Here is a 14,492-nt window from a genome sequence, read left to right as displayed (position 1 = left end):
TGAACGATAGCGGGTGATGGCACACCTGCAACCCATTGACACCATGGGGTTATCCGGAGATATGTTAATGGGCATTAGCCCTACTGGCCGGTATAGTCGGCTGCGACACGGCTAGGCACGACGACGTTCCGACACGTTCGCGAGGAGATGTTCAGTGAGTAGCGAGGCCTACATCTACGAGGCGATCCGCACGCCTCGCGGCAAGAACAAGGGCGGTGCCCTGCACGGCACCAAGCCGGTCGACCTGGTGGTCGGCCTGATCAACGAACTGAAGGTCCGCCACCCGAACCTCGACCCCGCCGTGATCGACGACGTCGTACTGGGCGTCGTCTCGCCGGTCGGCGAGCAGGGCGCGGTCATCGCGCGCACCGCCGCGCTGAACGCCGGCCTGCCCGAGACCGTCGCCGGCGTGCAGCTCAACCGCTTCTGCGCCTCCGGCCTGGAGGCCACGAACACCGCCGCGCAGAAGGTCCGCTCCGGCTGGGACAACCTGGTCATCGCCGGCGGCGTCGAGTCGATGTCGCGCGTCCCGATGGGCTCCGACGGCGGCGCGCTGTTCATGGACCCCGCGACCGCGTACGACAACTACATCGTCCCGCAGGGCACCGGTGCCGACCTGATCGCGACCATCGAGGGCTTCTCCCGCGAGGACGTCGACCGCTGGGCCGTCCGCTCGCAGGACCGGGCCGAGGCGGCCTGGTCCGGTGGCTACTTCGCCAAGTCGGTCGTCCCGGTCAAGGACATCAACGGCGTCACCATCCTCGACCACGACGAGCACCGCCGTCCCGGCTCCACCGTCGAGGGCCTCGGCAAGCTCAAGCCCGCGTTCGCCGGCATCGGCGAGCTGGGCGGCTTCGACGCCGTGGCGCTGCAGAAGTACCACTCGGTCGAAAAGATCAACCACGTCCACACCGGCGGCAACTCCTCCGGCATCGTCGACGGCGCCGCGCTGGTGCTCGTCGGCTCCGAGCAGATCGGCAAGACCTTCGGGCTGACGCCGCGCGCCCGGATCGTGGCGACCGCGTCGATCGGCTCCGAGCCGACGATCATGCTCACCGGCCCGACCCCGGCCACGGAAAAAGTACTGAAGACCGCGGGCCTCAAGCCCGAGGACATCGACCTGTGGGAGCTCAACGAGGCGTTCGCGTCCGTCGTGCTCAAGTGGATCAAGGACCTGCACCTCGACGAGGAGAAGGTCAACGTCAACGGCGGCGCGATCGCCATGGGCCACCCGCTCGGCGCCACCGGCGCGATGCTGGTCGGCACCGTGGTCGACGAGCTCGAACGCCGCCAGGCGCGCCGCGCCCTGGTGACCCTGTGCATCGGCGGCGGCATGGGCGTCGCCACCATCATCGAGCGGGTGTGAGGACACTAATGGCTGAGAGCAAGACCATCCGCTGGGAGCAGGACGAGGACGGCATCGTCACGCTGACCCTGGACGACCCGAACCAGTCGGCGAACACGATGAACGCCGACTTCCGCGAGTCGCTCGGCGTCACCGTCGACCGGCTGGAGGCCGAGAAGGACAGCATCACCGGTGTCGTCATCACGTCCGCGAAGAAGACGTTCTTCGCCGGTGGCGACCTGAACGACCTCATCCAGGCGAAGCCGGAGCACGCGGCCGAGCTGACCGAGGGCAGCTCCCTGATGAAGGGGCAGATGCGCCGGATCGAGCAGCTCGGCAAGCCGGTCGTCGCGGCGATCAACGGCGCCGCGCTCGGCGGGGGCCTGGAGATCGCGCTGGCGACGCACCACCGCATCGCCGCCGACGTCAAGGGCAGCCAGATCGGCCTGCCCGAGGTGACGCTGGGCCTGCTGCCCGGCGGCGGTGGCGTGGTCCGCACGGTCCGGTTGCTGGGTATCCAGAGCGCGCTGCTGAACGTCCTGCTGCAGGGGCAGCGGCACCGCCCGGCCAAGGCGCTCGAGCTGGGCCTCGTGCACGAGCTCGTCGGCACGGTCGAGGAACTCGTCCCCGCCGCGAAGGCGTGGATCAAGGCGAACCCCGAAGGCGGCGTCCAGCCGTGGGACGTCAAGGGCTACAAGATCCCCGGCGGCACCCCGTCGAACCCGAGCTTCGCGGCCAACCTCCCGGCGTTCCCGGCGAACCTGCGCAAGCAGATCAAGGGCGCGAACATGCCGGCGCCGCGGGCGATCCTGGCCGCCGCGATCGAGGGCGCGCAGGTCGACGTCGACACCGCGCTCCAGATCGAGACGCGTTACTTCATCCACCTCGCCACCGGCCAGGTCTCGAAGAACATGACGAAGGCGTTCTTCTTCGACCTGCAGACCATCAACTCCGGGGGCTCGCGGCCGGACGGTTTCGAGAAGTACACGGCTCGCAAGGTGGGTGTGCTGGGCGCCGGGATGATGGGCGCCGCGATCGCGTACGTGTCGGCGAAGGCGGGCATCGACGTCGTCCTCAAGGACGTCTCGCTCGAGGCGGCCGAAAAGGGCAAGGGCTACGCGGCCAAGATCGAGCAGAAGGCCCTTTCGCGCGGCAAGACCACGCAGGAGAAGTCGGACGCGCTGCTGGCGAAGATCAAGCCGACCGCCGACCCGGCCGACTTCGCGGGCGTCGACTTCGTGATCGAGGCCGTCTTCGAGAGCGTCGAACTGAAGCACAAGGTGTTCGGCGAGATCGAGAGCATCGTCAACGCCGACGCGGTGCTGGGCTCCAACACCTCGACGCTGCCGATCACCACCCTCGCCGAGGGCGTGCAGCGGACCGAGGACTTCATCGGGATCCACTTCTTCTCGCCGGTGGACAAGATGCCGCTGGTCGAGATCATCTGCGGCGAGAAGACGTCGCCGGCGACGCTGGCGAAGGTCTTCGACTACACGCTGCAGATCAAGAAGACCCCGATCGTCGTTAACGACAGCCGCGGCTTCTTCACCTCGCGTGTGATCGGCACGTTCATCAACGAGGCCGTCGCCGCGCTGGGCGAGGGCGTCGAGCCGGCGTCGATCGAGCAGGCGGGTTCGCAGGCCGGCTACCCGGCGCCGCCGCTGCAGCTGATGGACGAGCTGACGCTGACCCTGCCGCGCAAGATCCGCAAGGAGACCCGCGAGGCGATCGAGGCCGCGGGCGGCACGTGGAAGGCGCACGCGTCCGAGGCCGTGATCGACCGGATGGTCGAGGAGTTCGACCGCAAGGGCCGTTCGACGGGCGCGGGCTTCTACGAGTACTCCGAAGACGGGAAGCGCGTCGGCTTGTGGCCGGGCCTGCGCGACGCGTTCAAGTCCGGCTCGGCCGAGGTGCCGTTCGAGGACCTCAAGGAGCGCATGCTGTTCGCCGAGGCGCTCGAGACGGTGAAGTGCTTCGACGAAGGCGTGCTGACGTCGGTGGCGGACGCGAACATTGGCTCGATCTTCGGCATCGGCTTCCCGGCGTGGACCGGTGGCGTCATCCAGTACATCAACCAGTACGAGGGTGGCCTGCAGGGCTTCGTCGACCGTTCCCGTGAGCTGGCCGCCCGGTACGGCGACCACTTCGAGCCGCCGGCTTCGCTCGTGGAGAAGGCCGCCAAGGGCGAGATCTACGAATAAGCGGTGACGCTGGGCAGGGCCACCTTGCGGGGATCCACTCCCGCGAGGTGGCCTTTGTGCTTCATGCGGGTCCTTCGTGCGGTTCGGGGATCGCTTCGAGTGGCCGCCCTTCGCTCTTCAGTGCGCGGAGCGCCATGACCGCTCCATCGTTATCCATGGTTATGATTCCCTTCCAGTCCCGCTGTACCGCCGCCCAATGCTCCCCGCACTCGGCGACCACTTTCGGCATTTTCTCCGCGTAGGCCCGGGCGCCGTCACCCGTCTTGAGGATCTCGTGCAGTTCTTTCGGCATCGCCGAGAAGACCTCGACTCGCTCACGTGCGAACCGGAAGACGTGGTCGGTGCCGACGAACGCGATCCCGCCGAGTTCGACGCGAACGTCACATTCCGCGTTGACTGCCTGCGGAGAGTGATCGGCGCCCAGCCGCCGTTGCTGCCGCGCGGTCAGGTACTTGCACGCATTGTCGCGATCGCCGACGAAGGTCAGGAGCGCTGCGGCGCTCGCGCGGACCAACACCCGGGAAAACCACTCGAACCTGTCCGATGTGATGTGGAAACCGGGACGGCTCGAGGTCTGACCCTGTGCGTCGACGGTCTGGATGTCCGGGAAGAAGTTCTCCTCGTGCACCGGGCCGTACGGGTCGGGAGGGGGCTTGCCTGGTTCGGCGAGTACACCGCCGCCCACGGGATCGAGCAGGCGTATCTCGATCCCGCCTTCCGCGACGAAAGCCGTCGACATCAGCAGGCTCGGCAGCGGATCGGCACTGCCGCGCCCGTCGCCGAGTGCGATCACTTGGACCCGCTCGGCCGAGGCCATCAGCTGATTGTGCTGCGCGCTGGGCTGACCGTGTGACCCACGTCCGTCGACCAAAGCGATGCGCAAGGGCTCACCGGGCTTTCTGCCGACGAGAAGATGCCCAGGTCTGCTTCGTCGTGCAGCACCCTTCGCCTCGGCACCTTGACCCCGCAGTGCCCAGCCTGCGTCGAGTGCGAGATCCACGTCGACGCTTTCGAAACGGTACCCAGGATGCCTTTGCTGCAATATCTTCCGCGCCGCAGTCAGCGCGAACGCTGCACCGAGTTCCTGCGCTTGCACGCCCTTGCGGTGATACCTCGGGTCATGTCCGTCGGGTGAGAGTGCCATCCGGCCGCCGTGAGTTTCCAGCGTGGTGAGGTAGCGCAAGCAGTTCCAATGCTGGGAGAGGCCGCGTGACGGGTTCTGCCCGGACAGCGTGGTCGCGCGGCCGAACGTCTGCAGCAACTCCCACGGCTTGATCATGAAGCCGCCTCCGTGTTCGGCCGGAGGGACGGGCCCGATGTCAGGCTTGCGCAGCACCTCCGGTTTTCCGTCTTCGGAACGCTTCTCGTCCTGTTTCGCGATGTAGCGGGCTACAGCTCCGGACAGCTCTGCGGTGGAGTGAATCGCCACATGAGAGTCCTGCAAGAGCTTTTCCAACGCGTCTGTGAGCTCCATGGTCTTCCCGTCCCCTCATGCGTCCGCCGTGATGCACCGCCTTCCAACTCACCGGATTTTCCGGGAGTTGTCTGCCGCCTTGAGGATGACGATCCGCGCAGGGTCGTTGACACTGCGTATGCGTTATGCGGTGAACAGCGGAAACCGTCCGCTCGGCCGGTTCCCACGCCACTCGTTCGGCCCAGCCGTGCTACAAATCCGCGTGATTCCCGGTGGGACGGCAAAAATGCGGGACCCCTCCCCTTACCTCCGTGTGACCATGGGTCATGGCACAGACCACTTCCGCCACCCAGGAGCGTCAACGGGATCCGCTCGCCTTTCCCGGGAGCGAGAAGCTGGTGAAGCTCATCGGCGCGCTCTACCAGCGGCCGCGGATGGGGGATCTGCCTCGGTCGCTGCACCAGGCGAACGTCGAATGGGAACCCGGGTACCAGGATCGGCAGGAACGCGCCGGGCGTCGGGGGCTGCCGATGGTCTGCCTCGTCCGGTCGGACTCCTGCGAGGGCGTTCTCGAGGAGTTCAGTTCGCGGCTTCGCAGCGCCCGGCCCAGCGGCAGTGTGCGTTACGCCTACCTCCCGCTCGGCGAGCGTGAAGCGACCGACGACGAAGGGGCCGCGACCGTCGCCAGCGTCGAGGCCGTCCGGGACATCCTCTGGAAGGCGCGCACCGAACTGCTCCGCAGCCCGCGCTCGCGCGGCACCGGCCTGCGCTTCGGGCTGTTCACCCTCGTCGTGCAGCTGATGGGGGAGCAGCTGTCCGGGCACGACTCCGCGCCGGAGCGGACCTTGCTGCGGCGGCTGCAGGAAAACGGCCTGATGGTGCGGTTCCGCTCGGCGATCGAAAATGTCGGGCAGGAGCTGGTGCCGCAGAACGTCGCGTGGCGGATCCCGTTGCTGCTGCTGCGGTTGCTGACCATGGCCACGTTCCGGCTCGCCGTCACCGGGCGCGTGCCGGGGCTGTCCGGCCGGTACCGCTGGTTCCTGCGCCAGCCGCATCTCGCGCCGGAGATGTCGGGCAGCTTCGTGCGGTTCGCGCTGCGCCTGACCGACGGCGAATGGCAGCGGGAGTCGCCGGAGTTCGTCGGGCGGCTGCTGGTGAACGCGTTCCTGGAAGACCTCCGCCGCGGGTACCGGCTGCGCCCGGCCGGGTTCTGGCGCCGCCGCCGGATGACCTACCCCGTGCTCCTGCTGGACCACGTGAGCACCGTCAACGGCGGTTACCGGCTGCTGAAGCTGATCAACGACGTGCGCAACCAGACCGGTCTGTTCGACCCGTTGCTCGTGGTCAGCACCAGCAACGCGCCGCCGCCGGACGCGACGCCGAGCGAAGAACGACCCAACCACACCGCGATCGAAGCCGGCGGCGCCTACCGCGCCTGGCAGCACGAGCTGCTCAAGGACCGCCGCGCCCGCGACGCCGCCGCGTGGTACCTCCCGATCCGGCTCGCCCCCGCCGGTTCCCCCGAGCAGCAGCGCGGGACGCGCAAGGAACTGCGGTCCCTCGGCGACACCTACGTGTTGCGCCGCCGCCAGTCCAGCCCGCCGTGGTGGGCCACGCGGTGGGTGCGGATGGGCGTGCCCCTGGTGGTCCTCGGCCTTGTCGCGAGCGTGGTCCTCGTGCGGCACGAGGACTTCCGCGCGAGCCACTGCGGCACCTCCAGCGAGTTGCTCACCTGGACCGGCAGCGAGTGCGTCGGGATCTCCGACGGCTCGTTCACGCTGTTCGACCCGGCCGACGACACCATCCGCCAGGTCGAGCAGGTGATCGCCGACCAGAACCGGCGCGCCGAAAAGCTGCACGAAGAGCACGGCGAACGGCCGTACATCACGCTCGTCGACTTCGAGGCGCTGACCTCGTCCAACGACACCGCCGAGGGGCTGACCGCCGAGCGGGAGTCGCTGGAGGGGTTCGCCGTCGCGCAGCTGCGGCAGCTCAACGCGACCGCGACGTCCGAGCCGATCGTGCGGATGCTGATCGCGAACGGCGGCCGCGGGATGCGCGAGGGTGTGCGCGTCGCCGGCCAGCTGAAACAGCTGGCGGAGCAGGACAAGAGCGTCGTCGGTGTGGTCGGGCTGGACATGAGCAGCGAGCCGACGAAGGAGACCATCCGCGCGCTGGGCAACGCCGGTATCCCGGTGGTCGCCTCCACGCTGTCCGCCGACGACCTCGCCGACCAGAACCCCATCTACTTCCAGGTGGCGCCGCAGAACCGGCGCGAGGCGGCCGTCGCCGCGGCGTTCGCGCTCCAGCGGCCGGGCCCGCGCACGCTGCGCGTCTACTACTCCGACGACGACTCCGACAGCTACAGCACCAACCTGCGCGACGACGTGGTGAGGTCGTTCAAGGACCGGGGTTTCTCGGTCGAAGCCCGGGCGTTCGCACCGGACGGTGGGCAGACAGCGCCGCATTCGCACGAACGCTACGGCGACCGGCTGGTGGGCAACGCCGCGTCGGCGGGCCGCGACACCTGCTCGTACGACGGCTTCGCCTTCTTCGCCGGCCGCGGGGTCCCGGACTTCGGCGACTTCGCCGGCGGCGCCGCGCAGTGCGGCAGCAAGGCGACGGTGATCGGCGACGACGACGTTAGCCGCTACGTCGCCGACCAGGTCGCGCGGGAGCAGAACCGGGCGCTGCCGTACTACTACCTGTCGTTCGCGAACGAGCCGGCGACCGAGCCGCAGGGCCTGGCGCGGGACTTCTACACCACGCTGAACAAGACGTTGTTCCCGTTCGAGCAGACCGAGCGCGGCCGGTCCTTCGACGGCCACGCCGGGCTGTCCTACGACGCCGCGCTGGTGATGATCACGGCCACCGCGTACCTGCGCGAGACGTCGGCGAACATCCCGGTGACGCCGGGCGCGGTCTGGCGCGAGATCACCGCCATCCACACGTCGCGCCCGGACGCGCAACAGACGAACAAGTACATCGAGGGCGTCACCGGGACCATCGACTACGGCGGGGACATCAGCCGGCACGTGCCGGAGGACAAGCCGGTCGCCGTCCTGCGCGTCGAGGGTGGCGAGGTGAACCGGACGCCGCAGGCGTTCTGCGGGCTGGCCGTCGGCCGCACCTCGGACCCGTGGTGCCCGACGGACCGCTGAGCCCGGGTCGGGCGGATCCTGTCCGCGAGTTCGTCCACTCGCGTTCGCCCGGAAGTCACCGGACGCGGGTTAATCTCCGCCCATGCGCCGTTCCCTCACGGTGGCGCTCGCCGCCGCCCTGCTCGCCTCGACGTTGACAACGATGTCGGCAGCCGCCGACCTGAGTCCGGCCGACTTCGTCGATCCGCTCATCGGCTCCGCCGGGGACGGCAACACCTACCCCGGCGCGACCGCGCCCTTCGGGATGCTCGCCTGGAGTCCCACCAGCACCCGCGGCGACCAGACGTCGACCGGCGCCGCCAACGGCTACCAGTACGACACCACCCGGCTCCGCGGCTTCAGCCTCACCCACGTCAACGGCGCCGGCTGCAACCCCGGCGCCGCCGGCGACGTGCCGATCCTGCCCTTCGCCGGCGACGTCACCTCGTCGCCGAGCGCCGACACCGCCGACGCCGTCTACGCGAGCAACTTCAGCCACGCCGACGAAGCCGCGACGCCCGGCCGCTACCGGCTCGGTCTGCAGAACGGCGTCACGACCGATGTCGCCGCCACCGAACGGACCGCGATCGGCACGCTCTCCTACCCGCAGGGCAAGCCGGCCGGGCTGCTCTTCCGGACGTCGAACTCCCTCAACGGCAGCGAGGACGCCGAAACGCACATCGACGCGGCGAACCGGCGCGTGACCGGGTCCGTGCTCACCGGCGCCTTCTGCGGCCGCCGTGCGAACGGCGGTGCCAACAACCGCAAGTCCTACTACCGCCTGTACTTCACCGCGCGGTTCGACCAGCCCGTCACCGGCACCGGGACGTGGAAGGACGCGACGCTCCAGCCCGGCGGCACCGACCAGACCGGCGGCGAGGGCTACGCGACCGGCAAGGACCGCGCCGGACGCGGTTCCGGCGGCTACGTCACCTTCGCGCCCGGCAGCAAGGTCACCGTGCGGATCGCCATCTCCTACGTCTCGCTCGAAGGCGCGGAACGCAACCTCCAGGCCGAACAGCCGAAGAGGTCCACTGTGGACAGCGTGGCCGCCGGGACGAAGAAGGCCTGGAACACCGAGCTCGACCGGGTGCAGGTCAGCGGCGGCACCGCCAACCAGCGGATCACCTTCACCACCGCGCTCTACCACAGCCTGCAGCAGCCCAACCTCGTCAGCGACGTCGACGGCCAGTACCTCGGCATGGACCGGAAGCCGCACCGCGTCGAACGCGGGCAGGACGCGCAGTACTCCAACTTCTCCGGCTGGGACCAGTACCGCGCGCAGGTGCAGCTTCTGGCCCTGACCGAGCCGCGCGTCGCGGGGAACTTCGCGCAATCGCTGTACAACTACGCGAAGCAGAACGACGGCGTCTGGGACCGCTGGGTGCACGTCAACGGCGCGACGCACGTGATGACCGGCGACCCGTCGGCGGCGACGATCGCGACCTTCTACGCGATGGGCGTCCGCAACTTCGACTACCGCGGAGCGTTCGACTCGCTCTACCGGCAGGCGACCGTCCCGCGGCCCGAAGGCCTGCAGGACGGCGGCTGCCCCGGACAGTGCGTCGGCCAGCGGCCCAACCTCGCGCAGTACCTGACGTCGCACTACGCGCCCAACGACGTCTGCCACTGCTGGGGCGGCGCCGCGGAGACGCTGGAAGACTCCGTCGCCGACTCCGCGATGGGACACTTCGCAGACATGCTGGGCCGCACTCGCGAAGCCGCGGAGCTGCGCGCACGCGGCGCGTACTGGCGCAATGTCTACAACCCGGACACCGGCTACCTGCAGGCCCGCAACGTCGACGGCAGCTGGGTGACGCCGTTCGACCCGGCGAGCGACCGCGGCTTCGCGCAGGGCAGCGCGGCGGCCTACACGTGGATGGTCCCGCAGGACGTGTTCGGCCTCGCCGACGCGATGGGCGGCAAGGCCGCCGCGGTCACCCGGCTCGACGGGTTCTTCCACGACGGAGCAGTAAACTGGCAGCTCAAGGGCGGCGGCCCGCTCAAGTACGACCCGACGAACGAGCCCGACATCCACGCGCCCTGGCTGTACAACGAGCTCGAGCAGCCGTGGAAGACGCAGGAGACCGTCCGGCAGCTCGTGAACTCCGTGTACGGCACCGGGCCGTCCGGGCTGCCCGGCAACGACGACCTCGGCACGATGTCCGCCTGGTACGTCTTCGCCGCGCTCGGCGTCTACCCGCGCACGCCCGGCTCGGGCGAGCTGCTGCTGTCGAGCCCGCTGTTCCCGGGCGCCGTGATCCGGCCGGCGGGTGGCGCGCCGATCCGGATCACGACGTCGGGCAGCGGCAAGTACGTCCAGGACGTCCGCCGGGACGGCAGGCCGCAGCGCGACTGGAAGGTCGACGCGTCCTTCCTGCGCGGCGGGCGCCTGGACTTCCGCCTGTCCGAGACGCCGGCGACCTGGGGGAGTTAGGGCTCCAGCGCGACGTGCGGCAGGCGGCGGTCCAGCCACCGCGGCAGCCACCACGCCCGGGCGCCGAGCAGCCGCATGACCGCCGGGACGATCAGGCAGCGGATCACCAGCGCGTCCAGCAGGACCGCGACCGCCAGGCCGAGGCCGAACTGCGCCAGCATCCGGGACGGGTCGAGCAGGAACGCGCCGAAGACCAGCACCATGATCGCGCCCGCCGCGGTGATCACCGCGCCGGTCGACGCGAGGCCTTCGCGCACCGCGAGCCGCGCGTCGCCGGTGCGGCGCCACTCCTCGTGCATGCGCGACACGAGGAACACCTCGTAGTCCATCGACAGCCCGAACACGATCGCGAAGATCATCACCGGCACGAACGCCTCGATCGGGCCCGGCTGCGCGCCGAACCAGCCGTCGCCGAACACCAGCGTCATGACGCCGAGGGAGGCGCCGATGCTCAGCAGGTTCAGCAGCGCCGCCTTGAGCGGGATCAGGATCGACCGGAACACCACCATGAGCAGCAACGCCGACAGTCCGACGACGACCAGCACGAACAACGGCAGCCGATCCGCGACGGCCCCGGCGAAGTCCGTCGCGGCCGCGACCGAGCCGCCGACGAGGTAGTGGCCCGGCAGCGTCGGCAGGACGTCGCTCCGCAGCCGCGTCACCAGCTCGGCGGTGGCTTCGTCCTGCGGTGACGTCGTGGGGAAGGCCAGGACGGTCTTGCCCATCGGCGGCAGGACCCGGGCGATGCCGGGGGTCTCCGCGAGTTTCCGTTGCAGCGTCACGGTGTCGCCGTCCTCGGTGACGATCGCGAGCGGGCCGGTGAAGCCCGGGCCGAAGCCCTCGGCCAGCAGGTCGTAGCCCTTCCGCGTGGTGGAGCCGGCCGGGTCGGTGCTCGCGTCGGCGAACCCGAGCCGCATCCCCGAGGCCGGAATGGACAGTCCGATGAGGACGATCAAGCCGATGGCGAGCGGAGCCAGCGGACGTCGCTGGACGCCGTCGGCGAGCCGTCGCCACGCCTTGCCGTGCTCCCGCCGGGCGGCGTGCCTGCGGATGCCGCGTTCGAGCCGCTTGCCGAACAGCGACAGCAGGGCGGGCAGGAGCGTGACGGACGCGAGCATCGTCATCAGGACGGTGAGCGCGACGGCCAGCGCGACCCCGCGCAGCCCGCCGAGCCCGAGCGCGAGGAGGCCGAGCAGCGCGATGATCACGGTCGTCCCGGCGAACAGCACCGAGCGGCCGGCGGTGTCGAGCGCCCGCCGGGCGGCCGGTTCGCGGTCGTGACCGGCGAGGATTTCGGTGCGGTAGCGGGAAAAGATCAGCAGCGCGTAGTCGACGCCGACACCGAACCCGACCAGCATCATCAGCGGCGAGGTGTAGCTCGCGATGTCGACGAAGTGCGAGAAGACCGTGATCACGCCCAGCGTGCTGCCCACGGCGAACACCGCGGTGATCACCGGCAGCCCGGCCGCGAGCAGCGAGCGGAACAGGAAGACGAGGATGACCAGCGCGGCGAGCAGGCCGACGCCCTCCGCGGGTCCGCCGCTCTCGGAGATCCGCGCGATCGGGTCCCCGGCGAGCGCGACCTCCACGGGCCCGGCCCGCTTCGCGGTGTCGGCGAACTTCACGATGTCGTCGTAGGGGAGGTCGGTCGAGGCCGCGTCGAAGGTGACGGTGGCGTAGCCGATCCGGCCGTCGGCGGAGAGCGTCTCGAGCGGGTCGCTCACCGACCGCACGTGGGGCAGGGACCGGACTTCGCCCAGCATGGTGCCGATCGGCGCGCGGTTCGCGGCGAGCCCGCCGTCGGCCTTCAGCACGATCTGCGCGCTCGCGCCGGACTGGGCCGTGTTGTCGAGCAGGTCCACGACCTGCTGGGATTCGGTGCCGGGCAACGAGTTGTCGTCGTGGAACGCGCTGCCGGCGAGCCGGGAGGTGAACGTGACGCCGATGAGGACCAGCGCCCAGAGCGCGACGGCGAGCCACCGGTGGCGCTGCGCCCAGCCGGCCAGCCGCGCCAGGCCGCCGCCGGTGGTACGAGTGATGGTGTCCATGGTGGACAAGGATTCGCGAGAGGGGCCTTACCGCGCGTCGCGCAGCGGAGGACACTTCACGTCCTCCCGGAGGTGTCCCCTAAGGCCGTTCCCGTACTCCCGGGGGAGTACGGGTCAGGGAGCCAGCCACCGCGGCGTCACCGCGCCGGACTCGTAGGCGAGGACGACCAGCTGCGCGCGATCGTGCGTGCCGGTCTTGGTCATGATGCGGCTGACGTGCGTCTTCGCCGTCGCCGGGCTGAGGGTGAGCTCGCGCGCGATCTCGTCGTTCGACAGCCCGGCCGCGACCAGGGACAGCACCTCGCGTTCGCGGTCGGTGAGCCGGTCGAGCGCCGGGGACGGCGCCGGGCGGGTGCCGCGCGCGGCGAACTCCGCGATCAGCCGCCGGGTGATCGACGGCGCCAGCAGCGCGTCGCCGCGGGCGACCACGCGCACGGCGTGGATCAGCTCCTCGGGTTCGGTGTCCTTGACCAGGAACCCGCTCGCGCCCGCCCGCAGCGCGCCGTAGACGTCTTCGTCCAGGTCGAACGTCGTGAGGATGACGACCTTGGTGTGCACGCCCGGGTCTTCGAGGAGGTGCCGGGTGGCGGCGAGGCCGTCGAGCACCGGCATCCGGATGTCCATCAGCACGACGTCGGGGTGGTGGTCGTGCGCGGCCTGCAGCGCCTCGCGCCCGTCCGCGGCCTCGGCCACGACCGTGATGTCGTCCTCCCCGTCCAAAATGGACCGGAAGCCGGCGCGGACGAGCCGCTGGTCGTCGACGAGCAGGACCCGGATCATCGGCCCATCATCGCACCGGCAGCCGGGCCCGCACCCGGTAGCCGCCGTCTTCGCGCGGCGCCGCGGTCAGTTCGCCGCCGAGTGCCCGCGCGCGTTCGGCCATCCCGCGGATACCGTTGCCCGCCGGGGCCGCACCGCCGCGTCCGTCGTCGTCGACGGCCACGGTCAGTTCGTCGGCGCCGTAGCCGAGCCGGACGACGACGGTGTTCGCCCCGGCGTGCTTGGCGACGTTCGTCAGCGCCTCCTGGACCACCCGGAACGCCGCGTGCTCGACGTCCGGCGGCAGCTCCCGGGCGACGCCGTCGATCTCGGTGCGCACGGTCAGCCCCGACGCGCCGACGGATTCGGCCAGCTCCGCCACCCGCTGGAGGCTCGGGCCGCCGGTCCCGCGGAGCATGCCGAGCGTCGCGCGCAACTCCTGGAGTGCGGTCTTGCTGGCGTCCTTGATCGCCCCGAGCGCCTCTTCGGCCTGCCCGGGGTCACGGCGGTGCAGCGCGGCGCCGGCCTGGACGTTGATCAGCGCGAGGTGGTGGCCGAGGACGTCGTGCAGCTCGCGGGCGATGCGCAGGCGTTCATCGGTCGCGCGCGCCCGGGCCTCGGCCTCCTTGGTCCGCTCGGCTTCGGCGCGGTAGTGCGCGACGGCACCCCCGGCGACCAGGGCGACGAACCAGCCGGTCATCAGGAAGAACGCGAAGTTGTCGACGTGCCGCCCGGTCCGCGAGCCGAGCTCGCCGGCCGTGACACCGGCCATCGCGGCGACGACGAGCAGGGCGGCCCCGCGAATCCGCCCGGCCGCGGCGGCGTTGTAGAGCACGTAGGCGAAGGCGAGCAGGACGAGACCATCGGGATCGGTGAGGGGGTAGTAGAGCGCGCAGCAGACGAGCGCGAACCCGGCGACGCCCAGCGGGTACCGGCGCCGGAAGAAGAGGGCGGCGCAGCAGAGGACCGTGAGCACCCACCCGATCGCGGCGTGGTGGGCGGGCTTGGCACCGTCGTTGAGCACGGCGAAGAGCGAGCCGACGAGCACCGCGACGGCCACCGCGAGCTCGGCTGCGTACCGCCGTAGCCAGGACATACGTCGAGTCTAGGCTCGGCAGCCTGGCCATCGACGGTGGTGCGCTCGACGA

The 14,492-nt window shown here is 70.2% G+C and carries 8 protein-coding genes; 4 read left to right on the top strand and 4 right to left on the bottom strand.

Features of this window, described 5'->3' with window-relative positions; genetic code table 11:
* Positions 1 to 154: 154 nt before the first annotated feature.
* Together ACFVYA_RS20335 and ACFVYA_RS20330 are read left to right on the top strand one after the other, a co-directional pair.
* The gene (locus ACFVYA_RS20335) at positions 155 to 1,366 is read left to right on the top strand and encodes an acetyl-CoA C-acetyltransferase (RefSeq protein ID WP_387046920.1); all 1,212 of its coding nucleotides are present in this window, start codon (positions 155 to 157) and stop codon (positions 1,364 to 1,366) included.
* An 8-nt stretch (positions 1,367 to 1,374) separates the two neighbouring features.
* Positions 1,375 to 3,546: a 3-hydroxyacyl-CoA dehydrogenase NAD-binding domain-containing protein gene (locus tag ACFVYA_RS20330; RefSeq protein ID WP_387046919.1), complete on the top strand. Its 2,172-nt coding sequence runs from the start codon at positions 1,375 to 1,377 to the stop codon at positions 3,544 to 3,546.
* Positions 3,547 to 3,607: 61 nt separating this feature from the next.
* Here ACFVYA_RS20330 and ACFVYA_RS20325 read toward each other — a convergent pair whose 3' ends face one another.
* Entirely contained in the window at positions 3,608 to 5,020 is a 1,413-nt protein-coding gene (locus ACFVYA_RS20325; protein WP_387046916.1) for a hypothetical protein, read from the bottom strand.
* A 266-nt stretch (positions 5,021 to 5,286) separates the two neighbouring features.
* On the opposite strand from ACFVYA_RS20325, the gene ACFVYA_RS20320 reads away from it, so the two are divergent.
* Together ACFVYA_RS20320 and ACFVYA_RS20315 are read left to right on the top strand one after the other, a co-directional pair.
* Complete coding sequence (locus tag ACFVYA_RS20320; RefSeq protein ID WP_387046913.1) at positions 5,287 to 8,121, top strand: hypothetical protein; 2,835 nt, start codon at positions 5,287 to 5,289, stop codon at positions 8,119 to 8,121.
* Between the two features lie 82 nt (positions 8,122 to 8,203).
* Entirely contained in the window at positions 8,204 to 10,537 is a 2,334-nt protein-coding gene (locus ACFVYA_RS20315; protein WP_387046910.1) for a GH92 family glycosyl hydrolase, read from the top strand.
* Here the strand turns inward: ACFVYA_RS20315 and ACFVYA_RS20310 are convergent.
* The 3 genes from ACFVYA_RS20310 to ACFVYA_RS20300 all read right to left on the bottom strand — a co-directional run bounded on the left by ACFVYA_RS20310 (position 10,534) and on the right by ACFVYA_RS20300 (position 14,440).
* Entirely contained in the window at positions 10,534 to 12,585 is a 2,052-nt protein-coding gene (locus ACFVYA_RS20310; protein WP_387046908.1) for an MMPL family transporter, read from the bottom strand. The two genes, ACFVYA_RS20315 and ACFVYA_RS20310, sit on opposite strands and share 4 nt — an antisense overlap.
* A gap of 114 nt (positions 12,586 to 12,699) precedes the next feature.
* Positions 12,700 to 13,365: a response regulator transcription factor gene (locus tag ACFVYA_RS20305; RefSeq protein WP_285986006.1), complete on the bottom strand. Its 666-nt coding sequence runs from the start codon at positions 13,363 to 13,365 to the stop codon at positions 12,700 to 12,702.
* Between the two features lie 7 nt (positions 13,366 to 13,372).
* Positions 13,373 to 14,440, bottom strand: a complete 1,068-nt coding sequence (locus tag ACFVYA_RS20300; RefSeq protein ID WP_387046905.1) for a sensor histidine kinase — start codon at positions 14,438 to 14,440, stop codon at positions 13,373 to 13,375.
* Positions 14,441 to 14,492 lie beyond the last annotated feature (52 nt).

The organism is Amycolatopsis sp. NPDC058278 (assembly GCF_042881395.1).
Taxonomy (GTDB): Bacteria; Actinomycetota; Actinomycetes; order Mycobacteriales; family Pseudonocardiaceae; genus Amycolatopsis.
This window is presented reverse-complemented; position numbering and strand designations above follow the sequence as displayed.

Coding starts and splice junctions, on each gene's coding strand:
- ACFVYA_RS20320 (WP_387046913.1), top strand. CDS start 5,287: ATGGCACAGACCACTTCCGCCACCCAGGAGCGTCAACGGGATCCGCTC.
- ACFVYA_RS20330 (WP_387046919.1), top strand. CDS start 1,375: ATGGCTGAGAGCAAGACCATCCGCTGGGAGCAGGACGAGGACGGCATC.
- ACFVYA_RS20315 (WP_387046910.1), top strand. CDS start 8,204: ATGCGCCGTTCCCTCACGGTGGCGCTCGCCGCCGCCCTGCTCGCCTCG.
- ACFVYA_RS20310 (WP_387046908.1), bottom strand. CDS start 12,585: ATGGACACCATCACTCGTACCACCGGCGGCGGCCTGGCGCGGCTGGCC.
- ACFVYA_RS20325 (WP_387046916.1), bottom strand. CDS start 5,020: ATGGAGCTCACAGACGCGTTGGAAAAGCTCTTGCAGGACTCTCATGTG.
- ACFVYA_RS20305 (WP_285986006.1), bottom strand. CDS start 13,365: ATGATCCGGGTCCTGCTCGTCGACGACCAGCGGCTCGTCCGCGCCGGC.
- ACFVYA_RS20300 (WP_387046905.1), bottom strand. CDS start 14,440: ATGTCCTGGCTACGGCGGTACGCAGCCGAGCTCGCGGTGGCCGTCGCG.